Raw genomic sequence first — 19,344 nt, forward strand, 5'->3', positions numbered from 1 at the left:
ATGCCCGATGGAAGACGCTAATTGAATACCCCCGTGTGAATTGCGCCACAAAACCGCGCCACAATCGGCACTTCTCCCGGAGGCCTTTTTCAATGCTTGCTTTGACCGATATTGAGGCTGCAGCGCTTCGCCTGCAAGGCCAGCTGCTCGACACGCCCTGCGTGGCATCCAAAACCCTGTCGCAAATTACCGGGGCGGACGTTTTTCTGAAATTCGAAAACCTGCAATACACCGCCTCGTTCAAGGAACGCGGCGCCTGCAACAAGCTGGCGCAGCTCTCGGCCGAAGAGGGCCGGCGCGGCGTGGTCGCCATGAGCGCGGGCAACCACGCGCAGGGCGTGGCCTACCACGCGCAGCGCCTGGGCTTGCGCGCCGTAATCGTGATGCCGCGATTTACTCCCGGCGTCAAGATCGAGCGCACGCGCGGCTTTGGCGCAGAGGTGGTGCTGCACGGTGACACGCTGGATGAGTCACGCAGTCACGCCCTGGACCTGGCCGAACGCGAAGGCCTGGTATTCATCCATCCTTATGACGATGAAGCCATTGTGGCCGGCCAGGGCACGGTCGGCCTCGAAATGCTGCACGCCGTGCCGGACCTGGACACGCTGATCGTGGCCATAGGCGGAGGCGGCCTGATCGCGGGCATGGCCACGGCAGCCAAGGCCATCAAACCCGGCATCGAAATCATCGGAGTGCAGACCTCGCGTTTTCCAGCCATGGTCAATGCGATCAAGGGCACGCACCATCCCCAAGGCAGCAGCACGATCGCCGAGGGCATTGCGGTGGGCACGCCCGGCGTGATTCCGCAGGCCATCATTGCGCGCCTGGTAGATGACTTGGTGCTGGTCGAGGAAGGCGACATTGAGCAGGCCATGGTCATGTTGCTCGAAATCGAGAAGACCCTGGTTGAGGGCGCAGGTGCCGCCGGACTGGCCGCGCTGCTGAAATACCCCGAACGTTTCAAGGGCAAGAAAGTCGGGCTGGTACTGTGCGGGGGGAATATTGACCCGTTGTTACTGGCGGCGATCATCGAGCGCGGCATGGTGCGCGCCGGGCGCCTGGCGCGCATCCGCGTGAGCGCGCGCGACGTGCCGGGTTCGTTGGCCAGAATCACCGCCACGGTGGCCGAGGCCGGCGCCAATATTGACGAGGTCCATCACCAGCGGGCCTTTACCATGCTGGCTGCGCAGAACGTGGATATTGAGCTCGTCATCCAGACGCGCGGGCGCGAGCATATTGCGCAGGTGCTGGCTGTCCTGAAGGCGGCCGGCTTCGAAGCCATGGAGCAGCAATAGTGAGCGCCGACATGAACATCAACACCCTGCAAGCCGCCCTGCCGGAGTACTTCGCACCCTGGGTGCAGGCACTCGGCCTGCAGGTCGAAGGCTTCGACCTGGAAAGCGTGACTTTGCGCCTGCCGCAGAACGCACAACTTTCGCGCGTCGGCGGCATGTTGTGCGGCCAGGCCATGATGGCAGCCGCAGACACCGCCATGGTGCTGGCGCTGATCAACCATTTTGGCGAATTCAAACCCTGCACCACGGTGCAAATGAACAACAGCTTTCTCAAACCCCTGTCCATGCAGGATGCACTGGTCGAAGCACGTGTAATCCGCGCCGGAAAATCCCTGGCCTTTGGGGAGATCGATATTCGCGGCGCAGCCGACGGCAAAAGTGTTTGTCGGGCTACCACCACCTACGCGCTGCTTTAATTGCAGGGGCTGGTTCTCAACCAGCAGGCGGTGCTCGGCTTGCACCCGCCGATGGCAATGACAGGGAAGCTCAGTTCCAGCCAATCACATCAAAGCCCTTCTCGCCCAGGCAGCGCTGCACAAACGTGCGGTAGGTGCTGCTGGGCCGGTCATTGCGAAACGCCCCCTGTACCGCTCCGGCCGAACCTCCGACGGCCGCACCTCCCACACCGGCGCGAACCACGCCTTCGCCGCCGCGCCCGGTGATCAGCGCACCCACGGCAGCAGCCACCCCACCGGTGGCCGCACCCACACCGGCCCCCCGTGCGACGGCGTTGGTGTTCTCGGCTGGCGTCAAACCGGCTGACGCCGCCCTGGCCATGCAGGCATCGGCTTCGGCGCGGCCCTGCGCTTCACCAACACGGTTCAGCGTGGCGTTCGGGTACAGCACCGGCCGAGCAGAAGGGCTGGCCGAGCCCGTGCTGGCGCAACCTGGCAACACGCCGAGCACCAGCGCCGCAGTACAAAGCCCGCTCCATTTGATTGAAAAATCATGCATGCCCGACTCCATGACTAAAAAAATACCGGCCAAACAACCAGGAAGGGCAGACCGGCGAAGGCCGATAAGCGCAGATTGACAGCGGCCCGCGCATGGTTTGCCGTCCCCCGGCCAAGAAGGTAAAATCGCCCAAGTCCCACCTCAGTTTTCAGGAACCACCATGTCAAGCCCCGCAGACCGCTCCACCAACGCCGCTCACAACAGCCCTACCCACGCCCACGAACAGGACGCCGTGGAAGCCATTGTGCCGCTGATGCCACTGGTGCTGCCTGCGGCAGGCGGCGTGCTGATGTTCCTGCTTGCATTTATCGCCATTTACATGGCTTGAGCCTGCCAAGTGGTCGCCGCTTTGAGCGGCTGACCAGAGTGTTTCAGAAATTCCATCGGCTTGGCCTCCCTTTCGGGGCACGTGATATGTGCATTCACACTGTCCGGGACGTAGACAGGTCACTCATTTTTTGGGCTACCACCTGAATCTGGGCAAGAACATTCCCATGCGTCTGGTCGATGGGCACCCCTTTCAGGAACAAGCGACGGCGCAAGGCCTTCACCAATGGCTTGTCGTAGCCTAGTTTTTTCTCCAACTTCAGATAAATTCTGGTCAACAGTCTGCTGCTACCGACGCGGTCGCCAAATTTGAACTGAAGGGAAAAATCATAGTTATCGCTCTGCAATTCGGCGGAAATAATACGCGCTCCGGACAACCGCGAAACCATGCTTTCAAGATCATGCGAAACCGGGCTCCAGGATTCCGGTTTTCGAAACCGGAAGGTCGCCTTGTGATCCGAATTGAACCTGCTCGGAAAAAAGCCCTGCTCGTACAGGTCCTCATCGGGCACCGTCAATAGAAGGTAGCCGCCCGGCTTGACCAGGGCCCACCATTCCGCGAGCGCGTCGTTGGCATTGAACATGTGCTCGAGGCAATGTGAACTGCAAACAGCGTCATAAGCACCGATCGGCCTGAATTTCGTAATATAGTTCGCATCGCCCTGCGAAACATCGAAGCCCTCGGCCGAGGCGCAGATCAAATCGTTGCCCGCGCCAATATCAATCACGCGACCCTTCAGGAATTGCTGAAGGGTCACGAACCCGCGAATAGTTATAGTTTTGCTCGACTCTTTCATCCGCGCGAAGGATACCAGACCCGCTCATGGAGCAGGGCCTGCGTCCGACGCCGGCGTGTACCCTCCCATCCAACCGGCTAGAGCCGCTGAACTCCAACAATGAAGCAGATCCTTCAAAGGGTTTCCGACTTTGCCTATCCCGCGGCAGGCTGGTTTGGCCTGATCATGGTGTTTGGCGTTCCCTGGTCACACGCTTTTTTTTACATCGGACTGGTGGGAATGCTTGCCTGCCTGCTTGCTTCGCCGACTTACTACAGGCTGCTCATTACGGTCTGCCAGGAGAACATAGCGTTGCTGGCAATTTTGCTTTTTGCATACATCGCGATGGGACTGCTCTATACGCATGCACCGATGGACCTGGCCATCCATGACGTCAAGAAGTATCGGAAGCTCCTGCTGATCCCGGTATTTTTGATGCTCTATCGCGACAGCAAATGGGCGTACCGATTGGTTGTAGCCTATGGTTGTGGTGCCCTGGTTCTCATGATGCCCACACTACTCGATGGAACCGGATTGGCAAGAGTCTTGTCTCTCGACCTAACCCGGTTTGCCAATCCGAGCTACAACGCGCAGAGCCTCGTTTATTGGCGCAACCACATAGTTCATGGCTTTCATGCCTCCATGCTCTTTGCGATCTGCCTGTTATCCACTCTACAACACCGAAAGCTGGCTTGGTTGTTCTTTGCGGGTGCTGCAATTTGTTTAACAAACGTCTTGTTTTTCATTAACGGGCGGATTGCGTTGGTGACCTTACTGGTTGTGTTTTTGCTGATGGCCATTAGCTACACTCCCAGTAAAAGCCTCCGGTTCGGGTTGATCACTGCAGTTCTTGCCACCAGTGTCCTTGCCTATCAATTTTCCGGAAAAATTCATGCCCGGGTAGATTCTGTTATGCAGGAAACGCGCACCTATGTGGCGAATCCTGGTGTCATGACAAGCGGTGGGGCCCGACTTCACTACTGGCAAATGAGCCTTGACATATTTGCCAAGGCGCCCGTATTTGGCGGAGGTCCGGGGACCTTCCGCGAAAATCTTGTCCAGCCCGACAATCCGTTGCGTGCCCAAACACACAAACATGCCCACAATGAGTACCTGACCCTGTTGTCTCAACACGGCCTGGTGGGCCTCATACTGTTCCTGCTTCTGGTCTACCAGGTCCATCGGCAGGCCGGGCAGCACGACCCCTGGCTGAGAGGTGTCGTGAGGTTTGGATTGGTCATTTTCCTGATCAACGCGATGACCGATTCATCGTTGAATAACGAGTCGGAAGGCTGGACTTTTGTGCTGTTGGCATGCCTTGCCAACATCCGCCCGGCAAGCGCGAACACCGCTTGAGTTCATGTTCAAGAAGCTCTTCTCCGCGTTGGACCGACAGCTGAAGCAGGCTGCCCTTGCAACAACAACGCCACAATTGAGGAACCCTGTCAGCACCGCCTCTTCGCAGGAATATATCGCCGAAGCGGGCTACCGCAAGCTCGGATGGCGTGCCTTAAGAAGACGCCTGGTGTTCAGGATGTCGGGTCAGGCGAAATTAAAAATCAACTCGCTGAAGAATGCGGGAAACCGTGGGCTGTGGCTTTATTTTGGTGAGGGGCAAATCGGCGACGCCCTGATGGATCTGGCGCCGCGCTCCCTTTTGCACGCGCAAGGTTTCAGCATGGATCTGCTGACCGACACCACCATTGCACGGCTGTTTGATGACGATCCCTGGTTCACCGGCGTCACCAGTGACGTTTCGGCGGTGGCCGAGGTCGCCTACGATTTTGTAATTGTCCTGAGCCACAAGCGGCGTTCCCTTCAACCCAAGATCCGACACTTCCGGGCCTTGCCCTGGGTGTCGATACTGGAAGACTTCACGGGGCCCAATTTTGATCGGGCCGCCTATGCCACCCAGCGTCTTGCCGACTTGCTGGAACTGGAGCTGAGCCCAGCAGAGTTTGCTCGCCATGCCTGCCAGAAACTCAAGCCCAGCACGGCGTCCCCGGGCCTGGCGCAGAATGCCGCGCAGATGGACCAGGCTATTGCCCTTTCGGTCGGCGGCGTGGACCCGCTCCGCACATACAAGCACTGGCCGGCAGTCATGGCGCAGTTGGTGCGTCAGGGCAAAACCGCATTCATTCTCATCGGTAGCGACAATGGCCTGGTCGAAGCCCGGCGGATAGTGCTGGAACTGGGCAACTCGGCGCTTGTGCACAACTACGTGGGCAAATGCTCCCTGGCGCAAAGCCATTACCTGCTGGCCGCGGCCCGCATCATTGTTTGTGTCGATGGCGGGCTGATGCACTTGGCCGCGACCACCCAGACGCCCCTGATCGGCCTTTTCAGCTCAGCGATCCGGCCAGAGTGGAGGCTTCCTCCTTCGCGACCACTCACGCTGTTTGCCTGCTCCATCTCGGCGGACGTCAACGATATACCTCCGGCGGACATCACGGAGAGGATCCTGTCCCTGTACGAAGCGCCTGGTGCCGAGAGTGCCTCAGTTTCGGCATTCCCTGCCTCCTCGTCATGACTGCCTGAACTCGGTTATCAGTGATGCATAACTTCATGCAAGTTTTGCATGAATTTCGACTGTAACCAGCAGGTAACCCGCACGTATGTTCTTAGAATGAACTTCTGGCCGACCCGTGGGACCCCGAAAAGCACGCTACAAACCGCTTTTCAGACCCCGCCCCCCACAGCACATCCCGGCTGTGGGCGCCCGCCCGCCGACCAGGCGTAATGCGCACTTTCAAGCCTTATTCCGGCAAACGTCCCGACGCCGCAGTCCTGCTGTCCGTCGCCCGACGTTTTTCGAAATGATGCTTTTTAACTTTGGAGTATTTCGATGAACCACCCCGCGATGCAAGGGCTTAACCTTCACACGCCCAGCTACGTCAAGAATGCCAAATTGATTGCCTGGGTTGCCGACATGGCAGCACTGTGCAAACCCGACGCGGTGTACTGGTGCGACGGCAGCGAAGCCGAATACCAGCGCCTGTGTCAGCAACTGGTCGACGCCGGCACTTTCACGAAGCTCAACGAAGCCAAACGCCCCAACAGTTTTCTCGCGCTCAGCGACCCGAGCGATGTTGCGCGGGTGGAAGACCGGACCTTCATCTGCTCCGCCAGGAAAGAGGACGCCGGCCCGACCAACAACTGGATGGCGCCTGCCGAGATGCGCGCCACGCTGCAGCCCCTGTTTGACGGCTGCATGAAGGGCCGCACCATGTATGTGGTTCCCTTCAGCATGGGTCCGCTCGGCTCACCGATTGCACATATCGGCATCGAGCTGTCTGACAGCCCCTATGTAGCAGTCAACATGAAGATCATGACGCGCATGGGCAAGGCAGTGTTCGACGTGCTCGGCGTGAATGGCGACTTCGTGCCCTGCGTGCATACCGTGGGCGCACCGCTGGCCGAAGGCCAGAAGGATGTGCAGTGGCCGTGCAACAAGACCAAATACATCGTGCACTATCCCGAAACGCGCGAGATCTGGTCCTACGGTTCGGGCTACGGCGGCAATGCGTTGCTGGGCAAGAAGTGTTTTGCACTGCGCATCGCCTCCAACATGGGCCGCGACGAAGGCTGGCTGGCCGAACACATGCTGATCCTGGGCGTGACGTCGCCCGAGGGCAAGAAGTACCACGTGGCAGCGGCGTTCCCGTCGGCCTGCGGCAAGACCAATTTCTCGATGCTGGTGCCGCCGGCGGGCTTTGAGGGCTGGAAAGTCACCACCATTGGCGACGACATTGCCTGGATCAAACCAGGCAAGGACGGGCGCCTCTACGCCATCAACCCGGAAGCCGGCTACTTCGGCGTGGCACCGGGCACCAACATGCTAACCAACCCGAACTGCATGCGCAGCCTGGACCGTGACACCATTTTCACCAATGTTGCGCTGACCGACGACGGCGACGTGTGGTGGGAAGGCATGGAGCAGGACGTGCCCGGCAAAACGCTGCCGTCCCACCTGATCGACTGGCAGGGCAAGGACTGGACGCCGCAGATCGCCAAGGAGACCGGCGCCAAGGCCGCGCATCCGAACTCACGTTTTACCGTGGCCGCCACCAACAACCCGGCGCTCGACACCGCCTGGGATGACCCCAAGGGCGTGGCCATCGACGCCTTCATTTTCGGTGGACGCCGCTCAACCACCGTGCCACTGGTGGCAGAGGCGCGCAACTGGGTGGAAGGCGTTTATATGGCGGCAACCATGGGCTCCGAAACCACGGCTGCCATCGTCGGCCAGGTCGGTGTTGTGCGGCGCGACCCGTTCGCGATGCTGCCCTTCACCGGCTACAACATGAGCGACTACTTCCAGCATTGGCTGAATCTCGGCAAGAAGCTCGAAGCCGCCGGCGCCAAGCTGCCAAGAATCTACACCGCCAACTGGTTCCGCAAGGGCGAGGACGGCAAGTTTGTCTGGCCTGGTTACGGTGAAAACATGCGTGTGCTCAAGTGGATGATCGACCGCATCGAAGGCAGTGGCCAGGGTACCGAGCACATCACTGGCATCAGCCCCCGCTATGAAGACATGAACTGGACTGGCCTTGACTTCAGCGCCGAGCAGTTCAAGACCGTCACCAGCATCGACAAGGCCGCCTGGCTGAAGGAGCTGGGGCTGCACGCCGAACTGTTCAAACAACTCCAACATCACCTGCCGAAAGAGCTGGAGGAGACCAAAGCCGCCATCGAGCGCCGCCTGGCTGCCTGACCGGCACACCACGCGCCAGGGCATTTCGCACAACCTGCGGCGTGCCCCTGCTCTAGATGATTGACTTCTCCAGGGCAAAAAAAAGCCACCTGACCAGGTGGCTTTTTTGTGGCCGCTGCACGAAGCGACGCAGCGTATGGACGCTTATACGTAATAGCGATGGTACGCGCGCAGTTCAGCGCCACCCAGGCGCTTGGCGCGCTGTGTCAGGCCGGCGGGTACCGATTCAGCGGCAGCCGGGACAGACGCCGCCTCAGCCATGGCTTCATGACGCGCCATGGCAACCTGCAGGTCGGCCATCACGCGCGGGTCCGATTTGGCGGCTTCCCACAGCCGGACGTCGGCACGGGCCTGGGCAATGGCGCTGGACCATGTGTCCAGTGCCTTGACCGCGCGTGCGGCCAGCAGGCGGGCCGTATCGGCAAACAGGGCGATTGCCGCAAAAGCCACGACCCACAAGGCGACCCAGCCCACCAGCAAATGGCCATCGGCCCAGTTATCGACAAGCTGGTCGGCCACGACCACCATGGCAGCGACGAGGGCTGCAAGCAGCAGGGCTGCCAGGCCTTTGGCGCCGTCGAAGCCGCGGCGCAATTGACGTGCCGTGCCCAAGGCCGACTCGAAGCGGGCCACACCGGGATGTTCGGCTGGATGTTTGACGTTGACAAAGCTGGTCATGATGGTTCCCCTATGAGTGCCACCACCGGTATTGGTTTGGGCACAGGGGAATATTAGGGTTAATACCCATGCTGTTCAACTTTATCTTTATGATTCCAGTTATTCACGACAGTGATAAATTAAGCTCCTGCAAGGAGACCACCCCCTTGAATCCGCCCAATTTCCGCACCCTGGACCTGAACCTGCTTCGCGTTTTTGACGAAGTCATGGCTGAACGCAGCCTCACCCGGGCGGCGCGCAACCTGTCCCTCACCCAGCCGGCCGTCAGCAACGCGCTACGGCGCCTGCGCGAGACGCTGGGTGACGAATTGGTCCAGCGCAGCGGCCAGGGCATGGCACCAACGCCGCGCGCCCTCACGATCTGGCCCGCGGTGCGCGAAGCTTTGCAGCAGCTGCAGGAATCACTGATCCCGAACGAGTTCGTACCCGCCACGGCGAGCACCACCTTCGTACTGGCCATGGCGGATGCCACTGCGGCAGAGCTGATACCGGGACTGGTCGACATCCTGGAGCACGAGGCGCCTGGCGTGACCATTCGGGTGGTGCCGCTGACGACGCGCGATCCGCGCCGTCTTCTCGACGAAGAAAGCTGCGACCTCGCCGTGGGTTACTTCCCGGCGGTGCTGGCCGATCTGACGGCCCGGGCACAAAGCGGCGAACCCCTGCCGTTCAACCACCTGCGGCTTTACGATGGCGAATACGTGTGCGTGATGCGTGCCGGCCACCCGCTGGCCAGCGGCCCGTTCAACTTGAACCGCTTTTGCGCGGCCCGGCACATGCTGGTGAGCTTTTCGGGGCGGCCTTATGGTTTTATTGACGAGTCGCTGGCCTCGCTGGGCCGCGAACGCAAGGTGGTACTGACAGTCAACCAGTTTTTCACGGCAGGCCGGGTGGTGGCCAATTCCAACCTGCTGACCGTGCTGCCGCGCCACTTCGTACGCGTTACCGGGATTGCCGAGCAGCTGGTGCTGCGTCCCCTGCCCTTTGATGTGGCGCCGGTGCATGTGGACGCGGTATGGCACCGCCGCTCACAGCAGCGCAGCGCCCACATCTGGCTGCGCGAGGCGATTGTGCGCGCCTCCGACAAGGCCTTCTCGGCCTGAAGCCTGGGAGCTGTCAAACCCGCCCTGCCTGCTTTTTCGGCGCATATTTCAGATCAAACTGGCCGCCAGCTCTTCTTGAACAACGGCATATTGCTACTTTATTTACAGCAATATTTCAGCTGCCCAGCCGGCCTCAGGCGCCGGAGCGCCCAGTAAAGCCAAGCGCGCTTCAGCGAACAACACTGAGGTAAGCGCGCGCTGCGCCGCGCAATTCCTGCGCCTGGTGCGGGTTGCGGCCGGCACGCGCTTCGGCGCGTTCCATCAGGTTGCGCGCGACCCCATGAATGGGTGCAAGGGCCGGGGAAAAAGGCAGAAAACGGAGAATCCGCGAAACGAGCTTGTTCATGACAGGGGCGTCCGGCAAAGGACGAAAGGTGGCAATGCATCTAGATTAAGGGTTTTCCCTAGTATTGCAACCTTAAAACAGGCCCCGCCCCATGCATAAAGCGCATGACCTGGCCGATAGCCTGCATGAACCCGCGAATCACCCCTTTCCATCAGTGATGACCAGACTGCCGGCACCAGGGCAAAGTCGCCGCGCCGGGCCGGCCGCCGGCTTCTTGCACAATCGACGGGTGAACATCCAGCTCCTGTCAGACCTGCACCTTGAGTCCAACCCGCATTTTCTGGCCCGGCCCACACCCGGCGCCGACCTCCTGGTGCTGGCCGGCGACATTGGCTCCTACCAGCCCGGTTCGCTGCTGGCCGAGCTGCTGCACGACCCGGATTTCGGACTCGCCCGCTTCTCCCCCCTGCCGGTGGCGCAGGGTGGTGCCGGCTGGCCGACGCCTGTATTTTTTCTACCGGGCAACCACGAGTACGACGGTCTTGAATTTGCCGAGGCACACGCCCGGCTGCGCGAAACCTGCGAGCGGCTGGGCCTGGTCTGGCTGGAGCGCGAGGTGGTGGAAATGCAAGGCGTGCGTTTTGTCGGCAGCACCCTGTGGACCGACTTCGACGCGCTGGGCACGGCATCGGCGGCGAGCCCCAGCCCGACCGGCGAGGAGCTGCTCAAGGCACGTGAAAAAGCTTTTCGCGCCGCGAACTTCTACCTGAGCAAACACCACACGTTCCAGAACGGCCAGCCCATGCTGGCCGAGGCGGTGCGCGAGCTGGGCCTGCAAAGCCAGGCCTGGCTGCGGCAGGCACTGGCCGCCCCTTTTGACGGCCCGACCGTCGTCGTCACCCATTTCGCACCCAGCCTGCTCAGCGGCGACCCGCGTTATGGACTGACTCCCGGCACCGCCGGCTTCTGCAATTCACTGGATGATCTGCTGGGCCAGGCGCAGCTGTGGCTGCACGGTCACCTGCATTGCCCCAGCGACTATGTGAAAAACGGCTGCCGCGTGGTGGCCAATCCGCTGGGGTATGCCCGCAAGGGAGAGCAGGAAGGCTTCAAGCCGGATTTATTGATCGAAATCGGCCTCTAGCCCATACACATCGGGCGCAAGCAGCTATAAATTAAATAGCATGTTGTGCAAAAAATCTTCAAGGTCCAGGATGACCCAGCGTGAAGAAAAAGCGGGCGCCTTCGCCCCGGGCCGACTCCGCCCAGATCCGGCCGCCGTGGCGCGCAATGATGCGCTGGATATTGGCCAGGCCCACGCCCGCGCCGGGAAAATCATGGGCGGCGTGCAGGCGCTGGAAACTGCGAAACAACTTGTCGGCATGCGCCATGTCGAAACCCTCGCCGTTGTCCCCGACGACATAAACGGTCTCGGCACGGGCACCCCCGGCTTCTGCAGGAAGCGCGGCAAAGCGGATCTCGGTGCGGCTTTGCCGTGAGGTGAATTTCCAGGCGTTACCAAGCAGTTCCTCCATCACCAGCCCGAGCAGCATCGGATCGCCCTGCACCACCAGGGCGTCCTGGATGTCGATGCCGGCTGCGCGCGCGGTGTCCTCCTGCCGCAGGGTGTCCATCACGCTGCGGGCAATGGCACTGAGATCCACCGGTTGCACGCGCAATTGCACACGCGACAGATTGGCCAGGGCCAGCAGGGCTTCGGTCAGCTCGCCGGCCTGCCTCACGCCCGCCTTGATGCGCTGGATGTAGTGCCTGCCGCGTTCGTCCGTCACCCGCCGCTCCAGCAAACCGCTGAAGCCACCAATGGCAATAAAAGGCTGGCGCAGGTCGTGCGCCACTGAATAGGCAAATTCCTGCAGGTCGCGGTTGGAGGCTTCGAGCTCGGCGGTCCGGCGCCCCACCCGCTGCTCCAGCTCGGTGTTGAGCCGCGTGATGCGTGCCTCCGAACGTTTGCGCGCGGTGATGTCGCGCAAAACAATGTTGGCGCAGGGTGCATTGTTCGAGTCGAGAAAAATGGACGACGCCACTTCGCATTCGAAAACCGTGCCGTCCCCGCGCACCATGCGCAGCTCGCTGCGGGCCCGGCCTTCGCGCTGGCGTTCGTCGAGGAAAGCCTGCAGGCGCGTATCCTGGGGATCCACCAGCCCGCGCCGCCCGCGCTGGCACAGCTCTTCCATCGTCATGCCAAACAGCTCACAGGCGGCCGGGTTGGCATGGGTGATCTGTCCGTCGGGCCGGGACTGCAAAATGCTTTCCAGACTGGTTTCAAACAGCTGGCGAAAATGCTCCTCGCTGTTGCGCAGGGCCAGCTGGGCCGTCTGGCGCTCGGTGATGTCCATCAGGGTACCGGCCATCAAGGCGGCCCGGCGCTCGCCGGTCCAGGCGCAGACCCGGCCGCGCGACAAGACCCAGACCCAGTGGCCGGCCTTGTGGCGCATGCGCATCTCACAGTCGAAATAGGGCGTCTTGCCGGCGAAGTGCTGTATGAGCAGCAGATCAATGCCGACCAGGTCCCCGGGATGCGTGAGCGAATGCCAGGTCTGGATGTCCAGGGGCTGCAGCTCATCGAGCGTGTGGCCGGTAATGGCCGCCCAGCGCTCGTCGAAACGGGTTTCACCGGTTTGTATATTCCACTCCCAGGTGCCGACATTGGTGCCTTCGACAATGCTGAGCAGGCGCTGCTGCTCGCGGGCCAGGTTCAGCGTCATCTGCTGCGCAACCGACAGCGCCCGCGCCCGGCTGCTGCCCAGCAGCCAGATACACAGGGCCAGCAACAGGCTCAACGCCACACCGCCCAGGCCGAGCAGGGCCGGCAGGGGGCTGGCGACCCCCGCTTCAAAAGCAGGCGTGGTGCTGACGCGCAGGCTCAGGGTGCGCCCGCCTACCGCAACCGGACGCGACGAGGAAAAAAGGCGGCCCGTGTAGTGCTCCGGCACGATGTTCCCGCGCGCCGCCGCCAGATGCCCATCCAGGTCATACACCAGCGACTCCGCACTGGCCTGCTCGGCGTCAAACAGTTCAAAATCCGCCTGCCCCTGGGTGGCCAGGGCCGCCCCGTGCAAGGCCTCGCTCACCACCATGGGAGCAAACAGCACCCCCTGCAGGGCGGCCTGGCGCTGCGCGGGTGTGGCAGGGACAGTCCCCGGGCGATAGACCGGCAACAGGTAGAGCCACCCCGGGCGTTGTTGCTGGTCCTGCATCAGGATGGTTTTTTTGCTCAGGGTGGGCTCTCCCGAGGCGACGGCCTGTTCGATGGCTTCGCGGCGCAGGGCGTCGGCGCCTGCATCCAGTCCCAGGATGGCCTGATTGCCGGCTTGCGGCTCCAGGAACTTCACCACATAGAGGTCAGGCGCACTGTCACCCGCGGGCGCACCGGGCATCGTGTGGACGGCAAAAGCCGGCTCGCCGTCGGCACGCACGGCCGCGACAAAGCCGTCGAGTTCATTGCGCGTGACGCGCACCATGAACCCAAAGCCGCGCACCCCCGGAAAATCGCGGGCCAGTTCACTGAACTGCACATACGCGCGGAACTCGGCCCGCGCGACCGCGCTGCTCGCAGCGTACACGCCGGCAGCGCCGTGCAGGCCCAGCAGGGGAGCGTTCAGCTGCTCCTGCACGTCGGCACGCACGCGGTCCACCAGCAGGTCAAAACGTTCCCGCGCCTGGCGCCCAATGGTGCCGTGCACCCAGAAAACGCCCAGCCCGGTAAAAACCAGGCCGATGACCAGTGCCAGCCCCGCCATGGCCACGGCCAGGCGCTGGCTCCGCAGGGACGGCAGGTCCGAGGAGGCCAGGTGCCGGCTCATGGCTTGGACAGCTTCATGTGCAGTACAGACAGTTTCATGGGTTCAGGGGGTGGAGGCGAATTTTCTCTTGCAGAAAACGGCCTCCCGACGGGTGCGGCGGCAGCAAAAGGGTTACGCAATGTAATGCAGATCCCGGCTTCTGCAAAAGCCACGGAATGTGAAGTCCCCTGAAGCAGGCACTGGGCACGCGGTTCGTGATTTCTTCGCTGCCTTGCCGAATGCCCATGCACATCAACCGCCGGCACCACGCTCTGTCGCTCTTTCCATGGCGGCTTCCGGTGCATGGAACGGTTGATTCCGTGAACTTGCGCAGTGCAACAAAACCCTACAGCCGCCAACAATTTGTTCCCAATAGTCGCGCCATTGCCACGGCGGTGCATGTATCTTGCGTGATCGGCTTTTTGTTTCTCCTTGACGGAGCATGCACCATGAAAACCACCTGGCCCAGCACCCTGGCCTGGCTGTTGGCAGTTTCTGCCGCGCTGGCGCTGGCCGTGGCGGCTCCCAATGAAAGAAGCGTCATGGGCCAGCTGCCGTCGATCATGGCGCGAACCCTGGCCGAACAACCCATCGCTGTACCCGGCGGCCTGCCTGCCGAACGCACCCTGGCCCTGATCGCTTTTCGCAGCACCCAGCGCGCGCACATCGACGGCTGGGTCCGGGGCCTGAACCTTGATGCCGACCCGTCCATTGCCTGGGTGCGCATGCCGGTTCTCAACGATCCGGGCGACACCGCGGCGCGCAGCGCCATCGAAACCAAGCTCCTGCGCATCTACCCTGCCGATGCCGAGCGCGCCCGGCTGGTTCCGGTCTTCACGGACCGCTCCCACTTCGTTCGCTCCGCCGGCCTGAACGGCACCGATCAGGTTTATGCCGTGGTGATCAACCGCGAGGGAGACGTGCTGGCCCGTGCGGAAGGCGCGTTTGACGCCGACAAGGCCCACAAGCTGCGTGAGACCCTGTTGCAGCGGGATCTGTAGAGGCGCCGGCTGCCCCGCGCAGCCAGGCGTGGTGCCCATCACAGAAAGTCGCTGGAAGGTGAGCCCCCCAGAGTGAAATAAAACGTCGCCCCGTGGCCCGGAGCGGACGCAGCCCAGACCCGGCCACCATGCCGCGTGACAATCCTGTGCACCGTCGCCAGGCCGATGCCGGTGCCGGCAAATTCCGACGCGGTGTGCAGCCGCTGGAAAGCACCAAACAGCTTTTCTGAATAGGCCATGTCAAAACCGGCCCCGTTGTCCTGGACCGCATACACCATCTCACCGTCAGGGCCGCTTTCCCGCCTGAATGAAATCAGGGCTTGCGCTTGCCGGCTGCTGAATTTCCACGCATTGCCGAGCAGGTTGTCCAGCACCTGCTGCAGCAGCCGCCCATCGCCATGGGCCAGCAACTCCGGCTGGATATCGAGCAAGACCGCCCGATCCGGCTCCGTCTCCCGGTAGCCGTCCAATATCGCTTGCGCCATCGCACTCAGGTCCACCCTGTCCCAGCGCAGGCTGGTGCGCGAGACCTGGGCCAGCGAGAGCAGGGCATCAATCAGTTCACCCATCTGCACCACGCCGGCACGTATGCGGGACAGGTAGTGTTTGCTGCGCTCGCCCGCCATGCCGGCCCCCAGGTCCCTGGCGAGCAGGTTACTGAACCCCTCGATGGTGCTGAGCGGCGTGCGCAAATCGTGTGACACGGAGTACGAGAAGGCTTCCAGCTGCTTGTTGGCAAATTCCAGCTGCTCTGTGCGCTGCTGTACCCGCTCTTCCAGGCTGGTGTTGAGCTGCAGGATTTGCTCGCGCGCCCGCTTGCGCTCGCGAATGTCGGTGTTGATGCCCAGCACGCCATTGACGCGCCCCTGTTCATCGCGCACCACGGTCCAGCGTGCCTCGATGCTGATGGGTGAGCCGTCCCTCGCCACCTGCTCCAGCTCGCCGGTCCAGTCCCCGCCGCTGGCCACCGCCTGGTTGAGGGCATCGATGAGCACCTGCGGGTTGCGGTACATGCACGTGTCCATGGTTTTGCCAAGCACCTCGTCGGCAGTCCAGCCGTAGAGGCGTTCAGCCCCCTTGTTCCAGAACCGGATGGTCCGGTCGAGGTTGCGCACCATGATGGCATCCTGCGCGCGGTCCAGCAGCGACGCCTGTTCACGCACCTGGGCCGCCGCCTGGCGCGCGGCCTCCTGGCTGCGCTGGCGCTCGAGCCGGGTGCGCAGGCTGCCAATGCCGAACGCCAGGTTGTCGGCCATGTCCTGGAGCAGCTTGATTTCGTCTTCCGCCAATTTTTCCAGCGCTCCAGAGTACAGGCCCAGCAGGCCGAAAGTGCGGCTCGCATCGCGCAGGGGCAGGAACACCGCGCTGCGGTAACCGCGCTCTGTGGCTATTTCGTGCCAGTGAAACTGGTTGGCGCCCTGGACGATGTTTTCGCTGATACGAGCCTGGCCGCTGCGTATGGTCTGGCCGGCCGGCCCGCGCCCGGTCTGCTGCTCCGCGTCCCAGGTCAGCTGGATGGCCGACAGGTAACCCGCCTCATGGCCCGCATGCGCCATGGGCAGGATGGTGAGGGCCGCATCATCCTGCGCGTAGCCGACCCAGGCCATGCGGTAGCCGCCCACATCCACCGCCAGGCGGCACACCTGGGTCAGGAGTTCCGTTTCATCGTCGATGCGGGTCAGCGCTTCGTTGCAGCGGCTGAGCATCTGCAGTGCCCGGTTGGTTCGCGCCAGCTCGCGGTCCGCGCGTTTGCGCCCGGTGAAGTCCCGCGCCGTGCCGACAATCCGCTCCACCGATCCGGCTGCATTGAAGACGGGGTAGGAACGGTCGCGAATCCAGCGGATCTCGCCATCGGGGCGAACAATCCGATATTCCAGGTCGGTGACCGTGCCGGCCGCCTGCTGCTGCTTCGTTTCTGCCTCTGCCGCCCGGTCTTCGGGATGGATGGTCTCGCGGTAGGAATCCGGCGCGCTATACAGCTCTTCCCGTGGGCGATGCCACATGGTTTCATAAGCCGGACTGATGTACAGAAACCGCCCGCTGGCAAAGTCGCGGTTGTAAAACACATCCTCGACGTTTTCGGCCAGCTCGCGAAACCGCGCCTCGCTGCCCAGCAGGGCTTCTTCGGCACGCGTACGCTCGATCGCAATACGGGCCAGCCGGACGGCGCTTTCCACCAGGTCCTGGTCTCTGGGCTGCGGCTGGTAGGGATCCCGGTGGTAAATGGCGAAAGTGGCCAGCACTTCACCGCTGTTGGCCAGCACCGGTGTGGACCAGCAGGCGCGCAGGCCAAATTCGTGCAGCAAATCGAGGTAATTGCGCATCAGCGGGTCACCGACCACGTCCACCACAACCACCTGCTTTTTCAGGAATGCCGCTGTTCCGCAGGCACCGATGCCGTCACCGACTTCCAGTCCGTCGATCTGGCGGTTGTAGCTGTCCGGCAGGCTGGGGGCCGCGCCGTGGCGCAGCTGCTGGCCTTCGCGCAGCAAAATGGAGCACATGCTCCCGGGTGAGCGGCTCTCGATCAGCCGCACGATGGCTTCGAGCGCCTGCGTCAGAGGCACGCCGTAGGCAATCAGCTCGAGCACCTGCTCCTGGTCCCGGACAAGATCCTCGGTGAACTTGCGTTCGGTGATGTCGGTAAACACCACCAGGCCGCCGACCAGTTTCCCCGTTTCGTCGTGGAGGGGGCGGACATTGTTGCGCAGCACCCGGTCCTTGGCGCCGTGCCGGCGCAGGAAAACATCCCAGTTGTCGACGCTTTCACCGCGGATGGCGCGGCTCAACGGCCTGTTTTGTGGTTTGCAAACCGTTTTCCCGTCCAGCAACACCACCTCGTGGTCCTGTCGCCAGGCCGCGAGGGTCGACCCCGTCTCATCGGCCGGGAAGACTTTCTTCGCCGCTGCGTTGAACAGCAGGAAGCGGCCCTCGACATCGATGGCGAGCACGCCTTCGCTCATGCTGTTGATGATGAGGTCCAGCAGGCCGCGCTCCTTGCCGATGCGGTCCAGCGACGCATCGAGTTCATCGCGGCGCAATTGCAGCGATTCGGCCATGCGGTTGAAGGTTCGGGCGAGGTGGCCGAGCTCGCCCTGGTAAAGCGGGCCGATCTCGACCCGGGCCGCAAGATTGCCGCCGGCAAGCTCTTCCGCTTCACGCAGCATGGCATTGGCCGGGTTGACAATCAGGCGCCTGCCCATGGCCCAGGCGCAGGCCATGCCGAAGAGGGCGGCGGCCAGCAAAACAGCGAGTTCGAACGCCAGCGCCCTCGCGGGCTCCGCCGAAATCATTTCGCGCGGCATGCTGACCGTGACAAACAGCGCGCCCTGCGCCGCGCCTCCCACCGGCGCGAAAGCATACACGCGCTGCTCCGCGCCAGCGTCCCGTGCCTCCTCGATGCCCACGCGCGGCGCCCGCAGAAAGGCCTGGACGGCCGTGTCGGGGTGCCGGCTTCCGACCACGCCGGCACTGGCAGGATGAGCCGCGAGAACAGTGCCTTGGCTGTCGGTCAGGACCACGCCCATGCCCGCTGGCACCGCCAGTTGCGCCAGCGGAAGGCTGAAGGCCCGCACATCCAGCGCGGCAAACACCACCGCATTCAGCACGCCGGCGTTGTCGTAAACGGGCGCCGCAAAGGCGACCCCTGCCTTGCGGCTGCTTCGACCGGTGCCATATTCGCCCACCGAGAACTGGCGGCTTGCCAGCACACGCCTGAAATAGGGCCGCGTGCTGGCACTGGTGCCGACCAGTGAAGACTCTGAGTGGCACAGCAGCTTGCCGTCGAGCCCTGCCAATCCCAGGTCGCTGTAATGCGGATGCTTGGCCTGCAAATCCTGCAGGTACTCGCCGCATGGGTCCGGCGACCTGCGCCTGATCGAAGGCGCGCTGGCCAGATCGCTGAGCAGCTGTTTCATGACCTCGACCTGCGGCTGCTGGCCGGCTGCGGCCAGCAGGGCCTGCGACTGCAACGTGGAGCGCGCGAGTTTCAGGGCATCCGCCTGCTTGCTGGCTGCCACCCAGGCGAACAGGCCGAAAACCGGCACCAGCGCCACCACGATCAACAACACCAGACGGGCGCGCAGCCCCAGGGAACTCACCATCGCATGACCTTGCCTTGTGCCTTCCATTTGCACAGGGTCGTGCAGCGTCTGTGCAGGACCAAAAAGGTGAGCGCTCACAACGCACACCGCTGAGGACATCGTAGTCCTTTGGCATTGCATTGCCTACACAAGACAACGCCAATAAGAACCGAAAGCGTGACAGTCTTGCGCTTTTCCCGCCCACCGGTGTGCGGCGCGGGTTCGCCCTCCTCCTACATCGCTACCCAGGGCGCGCTGACAGGCGCCTGCTCCCTACGGCAGCCAGACTGAGGTCCTGCAGTCAGGTGGCTGCGAGGACAAACAC

The 19,344-nt window shown here is 62.5% G+C and carries 15 protein-coding genes; 9 read left to right on the top strand and 6 right to left on the bottom strand.

All coding sequences use genetic code 11. The features are described 5' to 3' along the window. Positions 1-92 precede the first annotated feature (92 nt). A complete protein-coding gene (locus tag WA904_RS06545; protein WP_425196322.1) occupies positions 93-1,295 on the top strand; it encodes a threonine ammonia-lyase in 1,203 nt (400 codons plus the stop codon). Positions 1,296-1,306: 11 nt separating this feature from the next. After that, a complete protein-coding gene (locus WA904_RS06550; protein ID WP_425196323.1) occupies positions 1,307-1,711 on the top strand; it encodes a PaaI family thioesterase in 405 nt (134 codons plus the stop codon). Between the two features lie 70 nt (positions 1,712-1,781). Here the strand turns inward: WA904_RS06550 and WA904_RS06555 are convergent, their stop codons facing one another. Further along, a complete protein-coding gene (locus WA904_RS06555; RefSeq protein WP_425196324.1) occupies positions 1,782-2,249 on the bottom strand; it encodes a glycine zipper family protein in 468 nt (155 codons plus the stop codon). Between the two features lie 160 nt (positions 2,250-2,409). Between WA904_RS06555 and WA904_RS06560 the strand changes: the two genes are divergently transcribed. Beyond that, complete coding sequence (locus tag WA904_RS06560) at positions 2,410-2,577, top strand: hypothetical protein (protein WP_425196325.1); 168 nt, start codon at positions 2,410-2,412, stop codon at positions 2,575-2,577. 94 nt (positions 2,578-2,671) lie between these two features. On the opposite strand, the gene WA904_RS06565 is transcribed toward WA904_RS06560, so the two are convergent. Beyond that, on the bottom strand, positions 2,672-3,373 hold the full coding sequence (locus WA904_RS06565; protein WP_425196326.1) for a class I SAM-dependent methyltransferase: 702 nt from the start codon (positions 3,371-3,373) through the stop codon (positions 2,672-2,674). Between the two features lie 99 nt (positions 3,374-3,472). Here WA904_RS06565 and WA904_RS06570 point away from each other — a divergent pair, with 99 nt between their 5' ends. The 3 genes from WA904_RS06570 (at position 3,473) to WA904_RS06580 (ending at position 8,066) form a co-directional block, all read left to right on the top strand. After that, on the top strand, positions 3,473-4,708 hold the full coding sequence (locus tag WA904_RS06570) for an O-antigen ligase family protein (protein ID WP_425196327.1): 1,236 nt from the start codon (positions 3,473-3,475) through the stop codon (positions 4,706-4,708). 4 nt (positions 4,709-4,712) lie between these two features. Further along, positions 4,713-5,882, top strand: coding sequence for a glycosyltransferase family 9 protein (locus WA904_RS06575; RefSeq protein WP_425196328.1), 1,170 nt, complete (start codon positions 4,713-4,715; stop codon positions 5,880-5,882). A gap of 315 nt (positions 5,883-6,197) precedes the next feature. After that, positions 6,198-8,066, top strand: coding sequence for a phosphoenolpyruvate carboxykinase (GTP) (locus tag WA904_RS06580; protein WP_425196329.1), 1,869 nt, complete (start codon positions 6,198-6,200; stop codon positions 8,064-8,066). 144 nt (positions 8,067-8,210) lie between these two features. On the opposite strand, the gene WA904_RS06585 is transcribed toward WA904_RS06580, so the two are convergent. Further along, positions 8,211-8,744 carry a hypothetical protein gene (locus tag WA904_RS06585; protein WP_425196330.1) on the bottom strand — a complete coding sequence of 178 codons (534 nt, stop codon included), beginning with the start codon at positions 8,742-8,744 and terminating at the stop codon, positions 8,211-8,213. 146 nt (positions 8,745-8,890) lie between these two features. Between WA904_RS06585 and WA904_RS06590 the strand changes: the two genes are divergently transcribed. After that, positions 8,891-9,847, top strand: coding sequence for a LysR family transcriptional regulator (locus WA904_RS06590; RefSeq protein WP_425196331.1), 957 nt, complete (start codon positions 8,891-8,893; stop codon positions 9,845-9,847). Between the two features lie 169 nt (positions 9,848-10,016). Here WA904_RS06590 and WA904_RS06595 read toward each other — a convergent pair whose 3' ends face one another. Further along, positions 10,017-10,193 carry a hypothetical protein gene (locus tag WA904_RS06595; protein WP_425196332.1) on the bottom strand — a complete coding sequence of 59 codons (177 nt, stop codon included), beginning with the start codon at positions 10,191-10,193 and terminating at the stop codon, positions 10,017-10,019. A gap of 229 nt (positions 10,194-10,422) precedes the next feature. On the opposite strand from WA904_RS06595, the gene WA904_RS06600 reads away from it, so the two are divergent. Continuing rightward, positions 10,423-11,277, top strand: a complete 855-nt coding sequence (locus WA904_RS06600; protein ID WP_425196333.1) for a metallophosphoesterase — start codon at positions 10,423-10,425, stop codon at positions 11,275-11,277. Between the two features lie 58 nt (positions 11,278-11,335). On the opposite strand, the gene WA904_RS06605 is transcribed toward WA904_RS06600, so the two are convergent. Beyond that, on the bottom strand, positions 11,336-13,957 hold the full coding sequence (locus WA904_RS06605; protein ID WP_425196334.1) for a CHASE domain-containing protein: 2,622 nt from the start codon (positions 13,955-13,957) through the stop codon (positions 11,336-11,338). A 428-nt stretch (positions 13,958-14,385) separates the two neighbouring features. Between WA904_RS06605 and WA904_RS06610 the strand changes: the two genes are divergently transcribed. Then, the gene (locus WA904_RS06610; protein ID WP_425196335.1) at positions 14,386-14,937 is read left to right on the top strand and encodes a hypothetical protein; all 552 of its coding nucleotides are present in this window, start codon (positions 14,386-14,388) and stop codon (positions 14,935-14,937) included. A 38-nt stretch (positions 14,938-14,975) separates the two neighbouring features. Here the strand turns inward: WA904_RS06610 and WA904_RS06615 are convergent, their stop codons facing one another. Beyond that, on the bottom strand, positions 14,976-19,040 hold the full coding sequence (locus tag WA904_RS06615) for a PAS domain S-box protein (protein ID WP_425196336.1): 4,065 nt from the start codon (positions 19,038-19,040) through the stop codon (positions 14,976-14,978). Positions 19,041-19,344: the final 304 nt, after the last annotated feature.

The organism is Polaromonas sp., assembly GCF_049790275.1.
Lineage (GTDB): Bacteria > Pseudomonadota > Gammaproteobacteria > Burkholderiales > Burkholderiaceae_C > Polaromonas.